At 39.6% G+C, this 18,117-nt stretch carries 13 protein-coding genes; 4 read left to right on the top strand and 9 right to left on the bottom strand.

The features are described 5' to 3' along the window. Nucleotides 1-4 precede the first annotated feature (4 nt). The 7 genes from bglX to M1P97_RS09425 all read right to left on the bottom strand — a co-directional run bounded on the left by bglX (nt 5) and on the right by M1P97_RS09425 (nt 12,362). Nucleotides 5-2,257, bottom strand: a complete 2,253-nt coding sequence (bglX, locus tag M1P97_RS09395) for a beta-glucosidase BglX (RefSeq protein WP_249388919.1) — start codon at nt 2,255-2,257, stop codon at nt 5-7. Between the two features lie 95 nt (nt 2,258-2,352). Continuing rightward, nucleotides 2,353-3,789 (bottom strand): PKD domain-containing protein, encoded by a 1,437-nt coding sequence (locus M1P97_RS09400; RefSeq protein WP_249388920.1) that lies wholly within the window; start codon nt 3,787-3,789, stop codon nt 2,353-2,355. 33 nt (nt 3,790-3,822) lie between these two features. Further along, a complete protein-coding gene (locus M1P97_RS09405) occupies nt 3,823-5,352 on the bottom strand; it encodes a RagB/SusD family nutrient uptake outer membrane protein (protein ID WP_195370439.1) in 1,530 nt (509 codons plus the stop codon). 21 nt (nt 5,353-5,373) lie between these two features. Next, nucleotides 5,374-8,583, bottom strand: coding sequence for a SusC/RagA family TonB-linked outer membrane protein (locus M1P97_RS09410; RefSeq protein ID WP_249388921.1), 3,210 nt, complete (start codon nt 8,581-8,583; stop codon nt 5,374-5,376). A 214-nt stretch (nt 8,584-8,797) separates the two neighbouring features. Continuing rightward, nucleotides 8,798-10,510 carry a DUF6377 domain-containing protein gene (locus tag M1P97_RS09415; RefSeq protein ID WP_249388922.1) on the bottom strand — a complete coding sequence of 571 codons (1,713 nt, stop codon included), beginning with the start codon at nt 10,508-10,510 and terminating at the stop codon, nt 8,798-8,800. 447 nt (nt 10,511-10,957) lie between these two features. Then, nucleotides 10,958-11,569 (bottom strand): Crp/Fnr family transcriptional regulator, encoded by a 612-nt coding sequence (locus M1P97_RS09420; RefSeq protein WP_249388923.1) that lies wholly within the window; start codon nt 11,567-11,569, stop codon nt 10,958-10,960. 163 nt (nt 11,570-11,732) lie between these two features. After that, nucleotides 11,733-12,362: a hypothetical protein gene (locus M1P97_RS09425; RefSeq protein ID WP_249388924.1), complete on the bottom strand. Its 630-nt coding sequence runs from the start codon at nt 12,360-12,362 to the stop codon at nt 11,733-11,735. Nucleotides 12,363-12,601: 239 nt separating this feature from the next. On the opposite strand from M1P97_RS09425, the gene M1P97_RS09430 reads away from it, so the two are divergent. From M1P97_RS09430 to M1P97_RS09445, 4 genes are all read left to right on the top strand, one after another. Further along, nucleotides 12,602-13,762 carry a S1 family peptidase gene (locus M1P97_RS09430; RefSeq protein ID WP_249388925.1) on the top strand — a complete coding sequence of 387 codons (1,161 nt, stop codon included), beginning with the start codon at nt 12,602-12,604 and terminating at the stop codon, nt 13,760-13,762. A 140-nt stretch (nt 13,763-13,902) separates the two neighbouring features. Next, the gene (locus M1P97_RS09435) at nt 13,903-14,457 is read left to right on the top strand and encodes a hypothetical protein (RefSeq protein ID WP_249388926.1); all 555 of its coding nucleotides are present in this window, start codon (nt 13,903-13,905) and stop codon (nt 14,455-14,457) included. Nucleotides 14,458-14,485: 28 nt separating this feature from the next. After that, a complete protein-coding gene (locus tag M1P97_RS09440; protein ID WP_249388927.1) occupies nt 14,486-15,460 on the top strand; it encodes a hypothetical protein in 975 nt (324 codons plus the stop codon). Between the two features lie 15 nt (nt 15,461-15,475). Continuing rightward, complete coding sequence (locus M1P97_RS09445; protein WP_249388928.1) at nt 15,476-15,751, top strand: hypothetical protein; 276 nt, start codon at nt 15,476-15,478, stop codon at nt 15,749-15,751. A gap of 561 nt (nt 15,752-16,312) precedes the next feature. On the opposite strand, the gene M1P97_RS09450 is transcribed toward M1P97_RS09445, so the two are convergent. Both M1P97_RS09450 and M1P97_RS09455 read right to left on the bottom strand, forming a co-directional pair. After that, nucleotides 16,313-16,945, bottom strand: coding sequence for a hypothetical protein (locus tag M1P97_RS09450; RefSeq protein ID WP_249388929.1), 633 nt, complete (start codon nt 16,943-16,945; stop codon nt 16,313-16,315). A gap of 21 nt (nt 16,946-16,966) precedes the next feature. Further along, nucleotides 16,967-17,971, bottom strand: a complete 1,005-nt coding sequence (locus tag M1P97_RS09455; protein ID WP_249388930.1) for a hypothetical protein — start codon at nt 17,969-17,971, stop codon at nt 16,967-16,969. Between the last annotated feature and the right edge of the window lie 146 nt (nt 17,972-18,117).

Below are 18,117 nucleotides of genomic sequence, written 5' to 3' on the forward strand. Positions count from 1 at the left end.
TCTGTTATTCTACTGTGAATGTTGTTTGTAATCCTTCTGCACTATTGGGGCCGACCCAGAGATTGAATTCGCCCGGTTCTACTACTTTCTGTATATCTATGTTCCAGAATGCCAGTTCTTCGACCGGGAGAGAAAAGGTGACGGTTTTCTTTTCACCCTGCTTCAGGGAAATGCGTTGGAAACCTTTCAACTCTTTGACCGGACGGGTAACAGAGCCAAAGGTGTCCTGTACGTACAATTGTACCACTTCTGTCCCGTCATATTTACCGGTGTTAGTCAGGTCGAAACTGATTTCCAGTGTTCCGTTGGCAGCCAGCTTATCGGTTGCCAGTTGCAGGTTGTCGTATCCGAATGTGGTGTACGACAATCCGTAACCGAAGGGGAACAGGGGATCGAAACCGGCATCCATATAGAAAGAGGTACAGCCCAGTGAAGTCTGTCCGGCTTCCAGCGGAATAGCATCGATCAGCGTTTCCTGGCGGGAGGCGGGGCGACCTGTGTTGTTATGGGCATAGTAAACAGGTATTTGTCCTACCATCTTCGGGAAGGTAACCGGCGTTTTACCGCTCGGTGCCACTTTACCGAAAAGCAGGTCGGCAATAGCCGGACCACCCATAGTTCCCGGATGGAAAGCGTAGAGAACGGCATCCGACTGGTTTACTTCCTGCTCGATCGTTAGCGGACGACCTGCCATGATAATTGTTACGAGAGGTTTTCCTGTCTTTGCCAGGGCGGCAATCAGTTCGCTCTGTATTCCTTGCAGGTGTAAATCTGCCAAAGAATGAGCCTCACCCGAGAGAATAGACTCTTCTCCGACGCATACCAGTACGGCATCCGCACGTGTGGCAGCACTTACAGCTTTGGAAATATTGCCTGTGCTCTTGTCGCGGCTGTAACCCAATCCGGGTTCGTAGATAAACTGTACCTTGTCGCCATACATCTCTTTCAACGCTGCCAGTACGGTTTGAGTATGTGCTTTTTCTCCGTCGAATACCCAGGTCCCCATCTGATCGTGAGGGGCATCCGCCAACGGGCCTACGACCGCAATGGTACGGATCTTATCGGTGAAAGGTAAGGTCTCCCGATCGTTCTTTAACAGGATAACCGATTGTTCTACTGCTTCTTTGGCTTTGGCGAGGTGTTCGGGTGCATATTTTACATGTTGGTCTGTGTTTACATAAGGATTGTCGAACAGTCCCAGACGGAACTTAAGACGAAGGATGTTGCGTACTGCATTATTAATGGCCGCTTCCGATATTTGCCCCTTTTTTACGAGTTCTTCCAAGTGGCGGATAAAGGTGCCGCTGACCATTTCCATATCGATTCCGGCATTTACGGATTTCAAGGCAGCTTCCTTTTCGTCTTTACAGAAGCCGTGGGAAATCATTTCAGCGGTCGAAGCCCAGTCGGTAACTACCATACCGTCGTATTTCCACTCATCGCGCAGTACATCTTTCAAGATAAAGCTGTTTCCTGTCGAAGGAACACCGTCATTATCGTTGAAAGACGTCATAAAGGTGGCACATCCGGCTTTTGCTGCTGCTTCGAACGGAGGAAAATAGACGTTACGCAACTGGCGTTCGGGGATGAATGTCGAATTATAATCGCGTCCTCCTTCTGCTGCTCCGTAGCCGACAAAGTGTTTGGCACAGGCGGCTATTGAGGTCGGATCGTTCAGGGAGTCGCCCTGGAAACCTTTCACCATAGCTACACCCATGACGGAGCTAAGATATGGATCTTCGCCACAACTCTCAGCGATTCGTCCCCAGCGGGGATCGCGTGAGATATCGATCATCGGGGCAAACGTCCAGCGGATACCGTCGGCAGATGCTTCGATAGCGGCTACGCGGGCTCCGTCCTGCACGATCTGTGGATTGAAGGTAGCGGCTTGTCCCAGGGGTATTGGGAATATTGTTTTATATCCGTGAATGACATCACGCGACATCAACAGGGGGATACCCAGCCGGGATTCTTCCACCGCTACTTTCTGTATCTCATTAACTTTTTCAGGGTCCGTCACATTCAGTAACGAACCGATTTCTCCTTTACGAACCTGGCCTGCAATTTCATCCATGCTGCCAAACGGGCTCAACTGGTTCATCTGACCGATCTTTTCGGGTAAGGTCATTTTGCCGAGCAGTTCTTCTACCTGTTTTTCAACAGTGTCTCCTTTCCCTGCTCCGGAAGGCTGGCTACATGCCATCATGGAAAGAACCAGCAGTCCGGCATAGAAGATATTTAATTTGTATGTTTTCATGGTGGTCATTATGTGATTGAATATTTCATCTTCCCGTTTTGAATGAGTAGATAGAGAGTTGCTGTATTACCAACTCTCTATCTGTTGTTTATTACTTATTTATTGAAAGAGAAATCATCGAAGAAGAAGATTCCTGGGGCAGCGTGACCTTCTGCACCGAACTGGATAACAACCTTGTTATAATCGGTACGGTCTTTTACCGTGCTGAAATCAAACTCGAGTTCGATCCATTTATCGGTCTCCAGATTTGCTTTTACAATCTCAGTCTGGCTTTCCCATGCATTATCGCCTGCTTCGGTATTCTGCAATTTGACAACAACCTGTTTCTGCAGTTTATTGACTGTGATCCAATCGCCTGCAACGGCAGCAGCGGTCGTATAATCGTTGTAAGACGGAATATATACTTTCATACGAATCTTGTTATTTTCCGACAAGTCGAACTTAGTATCTTCCGATACCCATGATATGTTGGAATAGAACTCTTCCGATTTCTGGTAGAGATATACCTTTTTAGACGTATTAATGCCGACCGGTGCGGGATTCGAATAGACAGGTTCCATATCTCCCATCTTTTCGGGGATGAATTCTACGGATAATTTATCTTTCTCAAAATCTTCAACCAATGTAACAGGCTTAATTTCCACTTCGGGTTTTACGTTCTTTTCTTTTGGAATGAAACGATACCACCAACCATTACCGCTTTCAACGGTACTGGTACATTTCAGATACAGTTCGTCGTCTGTCAGGCTCAGGATCTCGTAAGTGGATGTTCCTGCATAATGGCCGAAGAAAGCACCGTTGTTCAGTGTGATCGTCTTACCCGTTTCATTCAATGTAAAAGTATATGCGTCTTTAGGTTCATACTTTACGTCAAAGTCTCCGGCCGGGGGAACAACGGCTGTACCTCCCAATGCGTTTTTACCCGCTTCATTCGTATAGATATACCCATTGTTTTTCCAGATCATTTTTACTCCCACCTGGATAAATGTAAACTCCTGGGTATAAAGGCTCGATTCCAGTTTGCCGTTGGCCGGGCACGACCACCATGAAGGCGCTTCGTCGGTACTCGGGCCGACTCCGAAGTGTCCGCTATGATATTGGTCGAATACCCAGGTTTTACCTTGCAGATTTTCGGCACCTCCTGTCAGGGCGTTGTACATAGGAGTGTTCAATAAGGACATATCGTCCTGTGCAACCGTGACTTCCTTTGTGATCGTTGCCGATCCTCCGGTAGTATACATGGTCATCGAGATCACATAAGTACCTTTAAACGGATATTTCGCATCAGCCGTTTCTCCTTTGGCGGTCGATCCGTCTCCCATATCCCAGGTGACGACACCTTTTATACTCGATTCATTTTTCAGTGCGATCACGTTCGGTTGTTCACTTTTCGGTGTGGCGGAGAAAGCCAACTGGCTTTCTTCGGGCATTGCACCTAATGAATGGTCATCATTGTCTTGCGGGTCGCAAGAGGTCATCGCCAAAATGGCCATTAGGACGATGATTCCTGATTTGAATATATTTCTTATCATATTATTGTCTGTTTTATCGTGTTAGCCACTCGGTTATTTCCAGTTACCGTTTTGTTTCAATTCGAATTCGGTTCCCAGCGTCTTTGTCATTTCTCCCTGAGGAATAGGAAGATATTTCATCCATTCTTCAAAGGTGCGGACAGAGTTGAACTCGGAATTGTTTTCTGTCAGCACACTCGGAGCATCTCCCCAGCGAACCAGATCCCAGAAGCGCATTCCTTCACCCAGGAATTCTTTATGGCGTTCATCCTTGATATTCTGGGCTGTGGCGGCAATCGGTTTATCAGTACCGAAGGCGCGGCGGCGTATCTGGTTGAAGCATTCATCTGCACTTACGCCCTGAGCTTCGGGAGCACCTCCCATCTTCACCAATTCCACATAGTTCAACAGTGTTTCGGCATAACGGAAAATACGCAGGTTATTACAGTAATTCAGATCCTGGTCGCCTGGAGGAGGGTTGTATCCTTCGCGGGCAGCATATTTACGTTGGAACAGGCCTGTATCCTGGAAACGTTTTGAATAACTGCCTTGACGCCAGTCGTTGATAGAGGCATCGCGGCGCAGGTCGCCTTCTTCGTACATCTGGTAAGCGGACAAACGGACAGGAGCAAATCCCCAGCCTCCTTTGAACACTCCGTCAGGATCTTTCAGTTCATTCGGAGAGATAAATGCCGGTAAGTTCGTACCATATCCCTGCCAGCCAGTATCCCAGGTTTTACCTTCCGGCAACTGGTTGCTTTCAAAGATGGATTCTTTGCAGAATTCATTTTCGTCCAACCACATGGCATCGAAATCATCCATCAGTTCGTAATCGCCGCTTTTGATGATCGTGGCCATATCGTTGGCTACTTCGGCATATTTAGACTGATCTTTCTGATACATCACTACGCGTGCTTTCAACATCAGGGCGGCAGCTCTGTTGGCACGTCCCAGGTTGGCTCCGCTGACTTTCATCGGCATACCTTCTCCGCAGGCTATTTCCAGGTCGGCCATTATTTTCTGGTATATTTCGTCTGCACTCATCTGAGGTGCCAGGTAAGGATCGTCCAGCGGAGCTTCGAAGTAAGGAATATTTCCCCAGAATTTCCATAACAGATGCGTATAGTAAGCACGCAGAAAATGAGATTCTGCCGTATACTGGGCCACTTTTTCTTCCGTCACATTCACTGCATTTTTGCAGGCAATAACCGCATTGTTCGCACGTGCCAGGCCGGTAAAATAGATACTCCACAATCCGTCGAGAGTTTCTGCCGCACTGGAACTGAATTGCGACAGTACATATAATTGATGCTGGTCGCCGGCATCGCCTCCCCCTTTGAACAAGTCGTCGGAACGCAGGTCGGACATAAGTAACACAGCATTATAATTGTTGTTTGCATAACTGTCAAACATCAGGATCTGATAAGCCGAACCCAAACTGGACAAGATCGTTCCTTCGGTTGCGGCTGCACCGGCTTCCGGCTTTTCTGTCGGCCCGGCTGTCAGGAAATCGTCGCCACAGGAAGTGGTCATGACTGCAGCCGCCAAAAGAGATGCAAAAGCGAATAATTTATATCTTTTCATAATGATAAATACGTTTAAATGTTAGAAAGTGATATTAGCTCCTAAAGAGATCGTTCTTGATTGCGGATAGATACCTTTATCCACACCGATCGTAGTATAATTGCCGGAGGCCAGTTCCGGGTCGAAACCGTCGTAACCGGTGAATGTGAACAGGTTCTCTGCCGATACGTATACCCTTAGTCTTTGTATGGACGCTTTCTTAGTCCATATAGTAGGCAGGGTATATCCCAGCTGGGCTGTTTTCAGGCGTACATAAGATCCGTTCTTTACATACAGGTCGGAAGAACGCCAGTTTCCGTTCGGGTTTTGAGCTGTCATGCGGGGGATAGAGTTGGAAGAACCTTCACCCATCCATCTGTCGAGTATCCATGTCGGACGGTTCATTGCCGGGATATCGCCACGTTGTGCGAAGTCGAATATATCGTTTCCGAAAGTTCCCTGGAAGAATAGGTTCAGGTCGAATCCTTTCCAGTCTGCGCCCAGTGTCAAACCGAATGTCCAATCGGGCATCCCTTTACCGATCTTTGTTCTGTCGGTATCATCTACCACTCCGTCTTTATTCGTATCTACGAAGCGAACGTCACCGGGTTGTGCCTTCGGCTGTAAGAGTTCGCCTTTATCGTTCGTATAGGCATTTACTTCGTCCCAATTCTGGAAGATACCATCCGTTTTCATTCCGTAGAAGTAGGGCCATACATCCCCGTTGGTAGCCCGTACATATTCACCTACTCCGGATGCACCGGCACTTTCGTAAGTAGCCAGACCGGAAGCGTTACCCAGGTCGATCAGCTTGTTTTTCAGGTAAGAAGCGTTGGCGCTGATTGAATAGTTGAAATCTTTGACAGAAGACTTCCAGCCCAGTTCGAATTCAAGTCCCCAGTTCTGCATTTTTCCGGCATTACTCATCGGGGCGCTTTGTCCTACGTAGCTTGGGATCGGTTTATCCATTAACATTCCGTTCGTTTTCTTCTTGAAATAGTCGAAACCGAAATTCAAACCGTTATTGAAGAAGCGGGCATCGAAACCGAGGTCGATCTGTTCCGACTCTTCCCATTTGATATTAGGATTGGCAATAGCTGCCGGTGAAGAACCATATTGCATTGTTCCGGTTTTACCGTTATCCTTTACGCTGTAACCTCCACCGAAATAGTAGTTTTGTCCACCGTCCATCAGGGCTGTATAACGGAAATTACCGATATTCTCGTTACCGTTCTTACCCCAGCTGAAACGTACTTTCATAGAATTGAATACGTCGCTCTGGAATTGTCGCATATAAGGTTCGTTCAACACATTCCAACCGACAGACAATGCCGGGAATGTAGCCCATTTATGATTCGGTCCGAAGCGGGAAGAACCGTCGCGACGCATTGTGAATTGTAACATATAACGTTCGTCGTAGTTATAATCGATACGGCCGAAATAAGAAGCCAGGGCGGTAAAGTTGTAACCATCCGTGCCACCCCATGTACGTTCGTCGTCGCGGCTGCCGGTAGCAGAGTTGATATTGGCCTTGTTCGGGTCTGTTTCAAGCAAGTCGTAGTCGCTACCACCCAGTTTGCGAACTGAGTATCTTTGTGCAGACTGTCCTAAAACGACTGTCAGGTTGTTCTTTTCAAAGAATGTTTTATTGTAGGTCAATACGTTTTCTACCTGCCATCTGTAGCCACGGTTCATTTCGCTTTGTACCCAGCTCTGTTCGTTTTTCTTCATAGAGCCCATATAATATTCGAAACCATATCCGTCGGCCCCCCAGAATGCCAGGTCGGCACCATAGCTGCTTTTGAACTTCAGTCCGGGAAGTACATCCAGTTCGGCCCAGAAAGAGCCGACGAACTTGTCTTCATTATTTTTTGTTACGGAAGGAGCATTCAACTGGGCAACCGGGTTGGCCAATTCCTGATAACCGGAAGGCGGCAAAGAAAATACACGTCCGTTTTTGTCTACGACAGCTGTCGGGTATTTTTCCAGGATCTCAGCTGATTCTTTTTCGTTGGCATAAACGGGAACCAGGGGAGAGAACGTGATGGCACTACCCAGGATAGAACCGTATTCCGAGTTTGATTCGACAGTGGAATTCGTACCTCTGGAATAACCGATATTGACACCTACCTTCAGTTTGTTGAGGAATTTGCGATCTTGTGCTTCAAACACTTCATAGGTAGAGTTAGAACGAAGGCTCCAGCGGTCGTAGTTTGATTTACCATAGTCGCCGCCTACGATACCTTCCTGATTGAAGTAGCCTAAAGAAAGGAAATATTGCATTTTGTCGCTACCGCCGTTAATACTTACCTGATGTTGCTGAACCGGAGCATCATAGTTGAAAGTGGCATCCTGCCAGTCGGTCCCGTTACCTGCGGAAGCAATTTCTTCCTGCGAGTAAAGAGCAGGGTTTCCGTCGTTCACCTGTGCTTCGTTCATAATAGTCATGTATTCGCGTGCGTTCAGGACTGCTTTCTTTTTCCAGGGATTCTGCCATCCGTAGCTGAAATCGTAGTTGATCGTCGCTTTACCGCTTTTACCGCTCTTGGTCGTTACAAGTACAACACCATTGGCAGCACGGGCTCCGTAAATAGCTGCCGATGCGGCATCCTTCAGAATTTCAACAGACTGGATATCTACCGGGTTCAGGTAGTTGATACCACCGTCTACCGGCATACCGTCTACGATATATAACGGATCGCTGTTATTGACCGTTCCGATACCACGGATACGCACTTTAGAATCTGATCCCGGCTGGCCGGAACTTTGCGTGATCTGTACACCGGAAACTTTTCCTTTCAGCGCATCTTCCACACGGGAAGGCTTGGCTGCATTCAGTTCGTCGGCTGTTACACGGCTGATAGCCGCTGTTACCACACTCTTTTTCTGAACACCATAACCCACAACGACAATTTCGTCCAGTGCCTGACTGTCTTCTGCCAGTGTTATGACTAACGGTTTGTTGTCAGAAATTTTTACCAGTTGAGGTGTATAACCGATGAAAGAGATTTCCAGGACGGAGCTTTGCTCAACGTCAGGAATAGAGAACATACCATCCAGGTCTGTAATGGTTCCGTTGGTCGTTCCTTTTATAATAACATTTGCACCGATGACTGGTTCGCCCTGGGTGTCTTTTACTTGTCCACTGATCGTGAACTTCTGGGCGAATGTAAGTGTCGGGAATAATAATAACAGGCATAGGATGGGGATGATACCTCCATAATACCTCCGTTTAAATAAAATGTTCTTCATAAGATAAATACATTTTAAAGTTAACATACTAATTGTTTTTTACTTTTATTGTATTTGCAAAAGTAAAGTGTGGTTTGTGGGCTTCAATAGTCTGGTAAACAGCAGAAGTAAATTAATGTATTTATTATATTGCTGATCCATAGCTTTTTATAAATTTTATATACCAATAAAAAGTAAGTTGTTTTATAAGGTTAAGGAGGCTTTCAAGTCCATTTTAGCGCTCTATTTTTCCTAAAGATTTTACAATTTCTGCAAAATGTTCTTTGGGTACGATTGCTTTGCTACGTGTTTTCAGCCGGTTGTTATAGACTGTCTGGGCAGAGCAATGGAGGAATTCGGCTATTTTTACACTGTCGCTGATCCCCAGACGGACTAATGCATAGATACGTAGTTCGGTGTTTAATAATTCTCCTTCTTTAGGCATGATCTGTTTATCCGGTTCGAGCAATGCATTAAAGTCGGAAACAAAATCCGGATAGATATGTAGGAAGATGGCATCGAAATTGCGGTAAAATTCTTTTAGTTCATTGGAAGCCATTGAAGAACTATCCGTCATCTTTTTCACTTCGTCTATCATTCCGGTTTTGATCTTCCGGTTTATATTTTTCCTGTATTCATCGAGTTTACTGATATAGTTTGAACATATATTGAATACATAACCGATATATTCTTCTTTGACATAGTTTGATTCCGTCAGTTTATTGTTGGTTTCCAATAACTGTTCGTTCAATGATTGGAGCTGATTATTCACTTCGGCCAGTTGCCCATGAGCCTGTTCCAGTTCTTCGACGTGTTTATTCAGGCTCTGGTTGGCTTTGTTCAGTTTCTTTCGTGACTCCTTCAGCCGTTTCATTTGTAATCCGATGAAGAATATGGCTGCAAGCAGAACTAATAATAACGTGCTTACGATGAATAGATACCGGCGTAAATCGGCTTCCTGTTTTTTATTTCTTTGTTCATAGGTTTTATGGATGGCGTCCAATGCAGAGGAAATACCGATCATACGTATTCTGTTTTTGTATAACTGTGCACATCCGAGGCAATAATTGAGATAAGAATAGGCGCGGTCTGTGGCACCTCTTTCTAAAAGGGTTTTTCCCAGTTCTTCCAATGATGCGATATCATGGTTAGCCGACCGGATATCAGCCATGGCTGATAAGATGAGGTAACGAAGATATTCCTCTTCGTTACCTTCGTCTCTATTCATTATTGCTAAAATATATGCATTCATAGCCTCCTTCCTGGAATCGAACGAAGCAGAAGCCAGCGATAATCTCAACTGTTCTTTTACCTCTTCTGCCATAGGAGTTCCGTTATACTGCCATCCTCTGTACCATAGATAATAGGGATGATTATCCGGTATACTGGAAAAAATGGAATCTCGGTATATCTTTTCCTGGGCATAATAAAGTATACTTTGCTGGGAATCTTCCCCGGAATATTGACCGTAATGCGAATAAAGATACATCATCTGTCCGTAATAATCCGTTTTGGTATAAGATGACAGATTATCTACATTTATCTCATTCAAGGCATCCAGTGCTTCTTTCAGGAATCCGGTAGCCGATAATATAAAAGATTGTTCGATATTCCATTGTGCTATCCACTGCAGATTATTCAGTTTCCGGGCGATATTCAGGTTTTTCTGTATGTAACTTAATGCCGAATCGCTGTCGTATACCATAAATTCTTCATAGAACAGTTTGTTCATCCAGTACTGTTCTTCTTCCGTTTGGACTTTCTGTTCCATTTTTCTCAGTTCTTCGATCCGCTTCTCTTTGGCAACGACAAAAGTCTCTTTTTCAGCAAGGAGCGAGTCAAGGCTTTGCAGCATTTTTTCGATGTTATCGGATACTGATTGCCCGTCGGCATATCCTGAACAAACGAATGAAGGAATGATAAATAATAGTATTATCCTGATATACATTGTTGTCTAATTTAAGGTTTACGGATCAAAGATAAAAAAAGAGGATGAATTTATCCTCTTTATTTGTTTTTTAGTTACTTTTTCGTAAGATTATATGTGTACTTAATTGATTCAGAATATCTAAAGTTTCATCCAGATCTTTGGTTGTATGCATAGCCGGAGGGGTATATTATCGCGTACTCGTTTTTCAGAAAACGGGCGATTTCCTGTTCCAGTTGCTCGTGCAGGAGATTATGACCACCAATCAGAGGGCTGGCTCCTACCCCTGCTCCGTACTGCTTAAGGGCTTTTATTCCTTCTCAATGACTTCCAGGTGATGTGAAAGTCCCAGGTAATCATTTGAACCTGTTAACGAGATAATGCGGTAGGGCAGATGTTGGATCTGATGTCTGTATGAAATATAATCATCTATTTGTTTTGCATATGGTAAACAGTCTTATTTATAAATTAATGTGTTTTCTTGCGAATCTGACTTAATGTCTGGGGAGTAACTCCTATATAAGAGGCTATATATTTCAATGGGATTTGTTGAATGAATTCTTTGTTTTTTATAATAAGTTCTTTATAAATTTCTTCACATGAAAATCCCAATAATTGTATTTCTCGAGTAATTTTCCGAACTAAAGCATCTTCTAGAACGATTCGTGCTATTTTATTTATATTCAATGAGGTTTCATATAAATCGACTAAATCTTGCTTTGCCAGTTTCCAGATTACGCAATTAGTCAGAGCCTGAATATTTATGCAAGAAGGTTCTTTCTGCTTTAGAGAAAAATATGAGTTTGCAAATTCCCCAGGAAAGGAAAACCAAAAGGTGATTTCTTTATCGGGGTCATTATGGCTGGTAGTAGTCCAATAACGAAGAATGCCTTTTTCTATAAAGTAAAGATAGTTTTCATAATCACCGATTCTGATAGAAAACTCATTTTTCTTTATTTCTTCCCGTTTAAAGTGTTCACAGAAAAATAATTGTTCTTCTGGAGTTAGTCGTAAACCTCTGTTTAAGGAGTCGAGTGTGTTTACGGATTGTTCGATTAGTAAGGCTATATTTGTCTCCATACGATTTTTCTTTTGCTCAATGGACTGTGTGGCGTTGTATTTTCAAAGCCCCAGCACAAAGATAGAATAATGTCTGAACCGTCAAACAAAAAAAGAAGAATTTATGAGAATGCCTTGTATTTATTAATGTAGATTCATTTTGTGGGGAGTAAAGATGGAATATTTAATCTGCTATTATAGGAGCACTAGGATCATCTTTTATAAAGACGATACATTCATCATCTAAAATATTATTTTTAAAGATATTTATAATAGTATCATTACATTCTTTTAGTCTTACAGATATATGATTGTCTTTAAAATTCAGCATATGACTTACTATCTTGATACTATCAATCATAGAACTGTTTTTTTTGTCTTGAAGGAATTTGGTCAATATACTATCTACCTTTGTCAGGTGGTTGTACGAAAAATTGCATGATTTGATAGAAAAGTCTGTACTATTAAGAATTTTGGCCATTTCTTTTTTTCCTTTCAAAGTATCTCCTACGATATAAATTATAAGATTATAATCATCATCGGTAAAATTTCCACCATAGAAATCCGGAAAAGTTTTCTTTTCTCTATAATAATCTCTGATTTTCGAGAAATTTTTTCTATATGATGCCAGTGAAATTCTTCTTGGCCAATATTCGGGTTTAAGGGGATAAGCTTCCCCCTCTGACTTATTCTTTTGTTTCAAAATCTTTTTTTGAACTAAATCTGGATTTGAATTGATCGAACTATCCTTTTTAGAACCTGTACAGTTGCAAAGAAATAGTAATATGATCAATGCTATAAATACTTGTTTCATAATTTATATGTTGAATAACAAGAATACAAAAGTACTATGATTTATCATGGCTTTATAGTCTTTGTTCTATATTATTGATTACTGTTTATAAATTATGGAGATTATGCTCCTATTATTACAAGATAAGATTATTAATTCATTTATTTTCATGAAATTATGAGCTTTATGAAGATAGGTTCAATAATCAACTAATTTAAATGCGTTAATTTTGGTGTATGTCTAATTAATAAAGGATTAACATGAAAAAGAAACTATTTTTATTATTAATGGTGGCGCCTTTTCTTATGCCGTCTTGCTCGGATGATATAATTGATAATCTGAACACGAAAAATGAGAAAGTGGAAAACAGTTCTATGATTGATGTTAAATTAGTAGATCAAAGCAAAGCCTTAGATGCTTTTGATAGATTAATATCTTCTTTTCAATCAGGCAGAACAAAATCTAATTCTAATGTAAATTATCCAGAATATTATGGAGGTTGTTATATTAATGAAAATCAAGAATTGGTCGTTTATGTTACTGGGGATACAATTCAAGGAAGAAGTACTATTTTAACTACTACAGGAACAGATGACTGTATTACTAAATCTTGTACTTATTCATATAATGAATTATTGGAGATAAATTTTCGAATTACAGATTACATCATTAGTAATGCGAATCCGACTCTTATGGATAATATAGCAGTTGTTAGTATAATGGATAAAGAAAATTGTATTGAAGTAAAACTTTTAAATTGTAGTGAATCGAATATTAATGAGTTCAGATCTCAGATTATAGATTCTCCTGCTATAACATTTGTTCAAACTGAAGAAAAGGTTCAAAAATATGTTGATCCTTATCCTGGTTATGGACTATCTGGTTTTTATGGTAGTTTTACTTTTGGTTACCGTGTAAATTCTTGGTATGGTTCTGATGGATTTATAACTGCAGGACATGCTGTAAAATCCACAAATCAAATGATTACAGATAACGGGGTACAGATTGCAAGATGTGACAAAGTACAGTATGGAGGTAATATAGATGCTGCATACTGTGAGTCGACAGGATATGTGAATTTTTCTAACCGTATAGGTAATGGAAGTGTTACACTTACATCAACAGTCCAAAGTGCTGTTGTAGGTCAATATATTTATAAGTATGGAGCTGTCTCTGGTGAAACTCAAGGCTTAATCACCTCAACAAGTGCACAGTTTACAGTAAAGGATGATAATGTCCATTTAACGGATCATATTGCGACTAGTATATACGCAGGTCATGGTGATAGTGGTGGTCCTGCATATGCTCGTAGTGGAAGTTCTGCAAATATAATAGGAATAGTTGAAGGAGGTTCCAGTGGAGTAACATATGTAACCAAAGCATCAAATATAAACTCAGCTTTTAGTGTGAGTGGCTATTAAATATTAATTATTTGTATCTTAGTATGCTATATGTATATTAAGATACAATGATTTCTTTAGGAAAAGGTTGATATAAATGAAAAATGACTTTAGTCTCTTAATTTATTTCTTATATTAGCATCCACATTTATTCTTTTTATATGAAACAGATTTATATATTTATTAATGTATTACTTTTATCTCTTTTCGCATGTGAGCCTAGGAATAATGAAGTAGAGACAATAAAGGATATCAATTATAACTTTATCGAGTATTTAAATTCCTTTTTACCTAAGAACCATTTGTCTACAAGTATTATGGAACACTTATATATCATGCCTTATGATGAAATTAAATATCCTGATTATTATGGTGGTGCTTTTGTAGATTATGGAAGGTTAAAGTTAATTATAAATTTTACTGGAGATTCTATTCAAGCCTTAACTGATATATCTCAAAGGATAAGTGTTAGAAATCTGGTTCTTCAAAGATGTACATATTCATATAATGAATTGGCACGTTTGAAAAAGACGTTATACACGTGTAATCATGAAGTTGATACAGATAATATTTATGTTTCTAATGAAGAGAATCGGGTAGTGGTAGTACTTCGTAATGATACAGAAGAAAATCGTTCTACAATCAAACGCATGGTGAAAGATCAATCAGCTATAATGTTTGGTAAACAACAGCTGGTTGAGGCATATACCCATTAGAATGAACTTCCTTTATATCTTTGCATATATGAAAGCTATTTATATAATAATCTCAATTATCTTCTTTTTGTACGGTTGTGTACAAAAAAAGAAAGAGCGGATAATTTCTGATTATAAAGCAGTAATAATGCCTGTTTCAATTCTTTCGGATACAACAGTGTATGAATTGATAATAGTTCCTGATACATTCTCTGTTTTATCTAATGCAATACCTATTGTTCTTATAAATCACTCGGATGAAGATGCTTATTATGGTAGTGGTGATATTGCTCGTGAATATTATAACGATAGTATTGGGAGATGGGAAAACGCGAAAACTCCACCTAGGTTTGTCCCAGTCCATATGTTATGGAAGCTACCTGCGAAAAGTAAAGTTAAAGCAAAATTCTCTATATTTGACAATCGACCAGGTAAATATAGAATAAGTTATACCTTTACAAAGCCGCGTTGTCTTAAAGCGGAAAGTGAATATTATCTTTCAACTACGTCAGACTCAATTGTATTGAATGATGATTCACAAGATTCGGGTAAAGAGAATTTTGATTCGCAGAAGGATATTACAACTCGCGAAGAAAATGAACAAGAAAATATTATGATTGAGTTTGCGAATAAAAGAGCATGGGAAAATGCGTATAAAGTACGAGCTTTCATAACAGATTCTGATTTTCTCATGACCAAGCGGCCTATGTCTGATGATGCGATAGCTCCTATTAACTATCATACTGGTTTAGTGGAAGATCGTGCATATAATCAGGTTATTTACACTCTTGCACTAGAACGAGCTAAAAAACATCTAACCTTACGAAATGATAAACTAGTTTTAAAAATTGAATCAGGCAGCGAAATTAATATAGCTGAGGACCTTTTTCAGTTTATTGTAATGCTAGTCGATTCCTGGGATGAATTAATCAAAGAAGGTCTATTGAGAATAGTAAAAACAAAAGATGGTAATTATGATGTTGAACCAGTTCCTAAAACAGAAATAGTTCCCCTTGAAGATTAATATTGAGAAGGATCAATGGGTTATAGAGCGTTGCTTAATGGAGCTCCGGGCTTTATTATGTCAGGACATGTAGCGAAAAGGTTAAATGTTCCGGTATATTATTATAATGAATTAGTTGGATATACGAGTAAATTGCAAGTTTATGGTGCTGTAGATGCCGCATTTGTTCCTACTGGAGCTTTTTTCTCTGCTAGTAATGTCACAACACAAAGAAATGTATTATCCAATAGAGATGAAACTATGAGAGTAAATAGCATAGTTAATATGGAAGGTATGGTTAGTGGTTATTAATGGGGGCTGTAACCCGACAAATCTAACTATATCAGGTACAGTAGGTGGAATGAGCGTTACGATCACTAATGTTACTGCGGTAAGATATAGTTGTAACGAAGGTGATAGTGGAGGTGTTATATATTCAGATGCTAATAATATAGTAGGTATCCATGAAGCTAGGAATAAGACAACAGGTGAAGCTTATTATATTTTGGCAAAAAATATAAATACAAAATATTTTAACTTATTGATTTATTCTTATTTTAGCATCCACATTGATTATTTTCATATATGCAACAGACTTATTGCTTCATAATGAAAAATAATTGTTCTTCTGGGGTTAGTCGTAAACCTCTGTTTAAGGAGTCGAGTGTGTTTACGGATTGTTCGATTAGTAAGGCTATATTTGTCTCCATACGATTTTTCTTTTGCTCAATAGACTGTGTGGCGTTGTATTTTCAAAGCCACAGCACAAAGATAGAATAATGTCTGAACCGTCAAACAAAAAAAGAAAAATTTATGAGAAGGCCTTGCATTTATTAATGTAGATTCATTTTGTGGGGAGTAAAGATGAAAAAATTAATATATTATCACAGGAACAACATCGGAGCTATCTTCTATAAAGACAATGCATTTATCATCTAAAATATTATTTTTAAAGATATTTATAATAGTATCATTACATTCTTTTAGTCTTACAGATATGTGATTGTCCTTAAAATTCAGCATATGACTTACTATCTTGATACTATCAATCATAGAACTGTTTTTTTTGTCTTGAAGGAATTTGGTCAATATACTATCTACCTTTGTTAGGTGGTTATATGAAAAATTGCATGATTTGATAGAAAATCCTGTACTATTAAGAATTTTAGCCATTTCTTTTTTTCCTTTTAAAGTATCTCCTACAATATAAATTATAAGATTATAATCATCATTGGTAAAGCTCCCACCATAGAAATCTGGGTATTTTTTCTTTTCTCTATAATAATCTCTGATTATTAATAAGTTTTTTCTATATGATGCCAGTGAAATTCTTCTTGGCCAATATTCGGGTTTAAGGGGATAAGCTTCCCCCTCTGACTTATTCTTTTGCTCTAAAAACTTTTTTTGAGCCAAATCCGGATTTGAGTTAATAGAATTATCCTTGTCAGGGTTTGTGCAGTAACAAAGGAATAGTAATATAGTCAATATTGTGAAGACTTGTTTCATACTTTGTATATCTTTAATATATTAATCATAAACAATTCTTCCCGATGATTTTTTGAAAACAATAGCTGGTGAATCTATTATATTTTGTTTGAATTCTGATATAACTTCATCATTCAATTTATTTAGGAAGACGAAAACTCTATTTTCTTTTTCTTCTATCCACCAATAATCAAGATATTTTGACGTGGGTATTTTGTTATTTGTTTTGTAACTTATAGTGTCCATGATTTTATTCAAAGTTCGATAAGAATACTCACAACTCTGAAAAATAGTATTTGTCTTATTTGTTCTTTCGCTAAAGATCTCTTTTGCTTTTAAGGTATCTCCAGTTATGAATATTATGAGCTGACCTTTTTTATTAGTATATGATCCTCCATAATATGATGGATAATCTTTCGTTTTTAATAGACGTAGCTTATCTCCATTCCCAAAAAGTTTTTTAATTTCTTGGTAATCATTAAATGCCGGTTCTTGAACTGCTTGTTCTGCATTTCCTTGTTTGTCTGATTTTATGTTTTTAATCACATTTTTATTCTCGATAATTTTTTCTTTAGTGTGATTACTCTCTTTGCATGAAAAAAACAAACAAATAAGTATTAATTCTAGATATTTAAATTCTTTCATCAGATAGTTATATAGTAATAAAAAACCTGAACTAATTTCACATTTTGCAACATTTATACCATTGACGCGAAATACTTCATTCTTAAAAGTTGTATGCCCTGCCATAATAACTCCGTGTTGACCATATCTGGTTACTCTATATCCTACAGAACTTGGAGTTGACATGGTTCCTGAAATAAGCTGACCTGGAGAAAGAGATGCTTCAGTTTGTATTCTGCCTGGAGATTGTTTAAATTCAATGGCTGGTGAGTCTGATGCCGTTTGTTTAAATTCTGCAATTACTCCATCATCAAATTTATTCAAAAAAACAAACACTCTATTACTTCTTTCTTCTATCCACCAAAAATCAAAATATTGACTGATGGATAATTTGTTACTAGCAACATTATGTATGCGATCCATAATATCTTTTTTGCTAAACGGATTGTGTTTGTGTGGAGCTGTATTTTTCAATGTTCCAGTACAAAGTTAGAATAATGTCTGAACCATTAAACAGAAAAAGAAAAAAATATGGGAATCTCTTGTATTTATTAATATAGATTCATTTT

This window comes from Parabacteroides leei, from assembly GCF_023369805.1.
Classification (GTDB): domain Bacteria; phylum Bacteroidota; class Bacteroidia; order Bacteroidales; family Tannerellaceae; genus Parabacteroides; species Parabacteroides leei.

What these genes read in the sequence shown, in the direction of transcription:
- M1P97_RS09435 (WP_249388926.1), top strand. Translation starts at nt 13,903, where the DNA reads ATGAAACAGATTTATATATTTATTAATGTATTACTTTTATCTCTTTTC.
- M1P97_RS09455 (WP_249388930.1), bottom strand. Translation starts at nt 17,971, where the DNA reads ATGGATCGCATACATAATGTTGCTAGTAACAAATTATCCATCAGTCAA.
- M1P97_RS09405 (WP_195370439.1), bottom strand. Translation starts at nt 5,352, where the DNA reads ATGAAAAGATATAAATTATTCGCTTTTGCATCTCTTTTGGCGGCTGCA.
- M1P97_RS09425 (WP_249388924.1), bottom strand. Translation starts at nt 12,362, where the DNA reads ATGAAACAAGTATTTATAGCATTGATCATATTACTATTTCTTTGCAAC.
- M1P97_RS09415 (WP_249388922.1), bottom strand. Translation starts at nt 10,510, where the DNA reads ATGTATATCAGGATAATACTATTATTTATCATTCCTTCATTCGTTTGT.
- bglX (WP_249388919.1), bottom strand. Translation starts at nt 2,257, where the DNA reads ATGAAAACATACAAATTAAATATCTTCTATGCCGGACTGCTGGTTCTT.
- M1P97_RS09440 (WP_249388927.1), top strand. Translation starts at nt 14,486, where the DNA reads ATGAAAGCTATTTATATAATAATCTCAATTATCTTCTTTTTGTACGGT.
- M1P97_RS09420 (WP_249388923.1), bottom strand. Translation starts at nt 11,569, where the DNA reads ATGGAGACAAATATAGCCTTACTAATCGAACAATCCGTAAACACACTC.
- M1P97_RS09450 (WP_249388929.1), bottom strand. Translation starts at nt 16,945, where the DNA reads ATGAAACAAGTCTTCACAATATTGACTATATTACTATTCCTTTGTTAC.
- M1P97_RS09445 (WP_249388928.1), top strand. Translation starts at nt 15,476, where the DNA reads ATGGGTTATAGAGCGTTGCTTAATGGAGCTCCGGGCTTTATTATGTCA.
- M1P97_RS09410 (WP_249388921.1), bottom strand. Translation starts at nt 8,583, where the DNA reads ATGAAGAACATTTTATTTAAACGGAGGTATTATGGAGGTATCATCCCC.
- M1P97_RS09400 (WP_249388920.1), bottom strand. Translation starts at nt 3,789, where the DNA reads ATGATAAGAAATATATTCAAATCAGGAATCATCGTCCTAATGGCCATT.
- M1P97_RS09430 (WP_249388925.1), top strand. Translation starts at nt 12,602, where the DNA reads ATGAAAAAGAAACTATTTTTATTATTAATGGTGGCGCCTTTTCTTATG.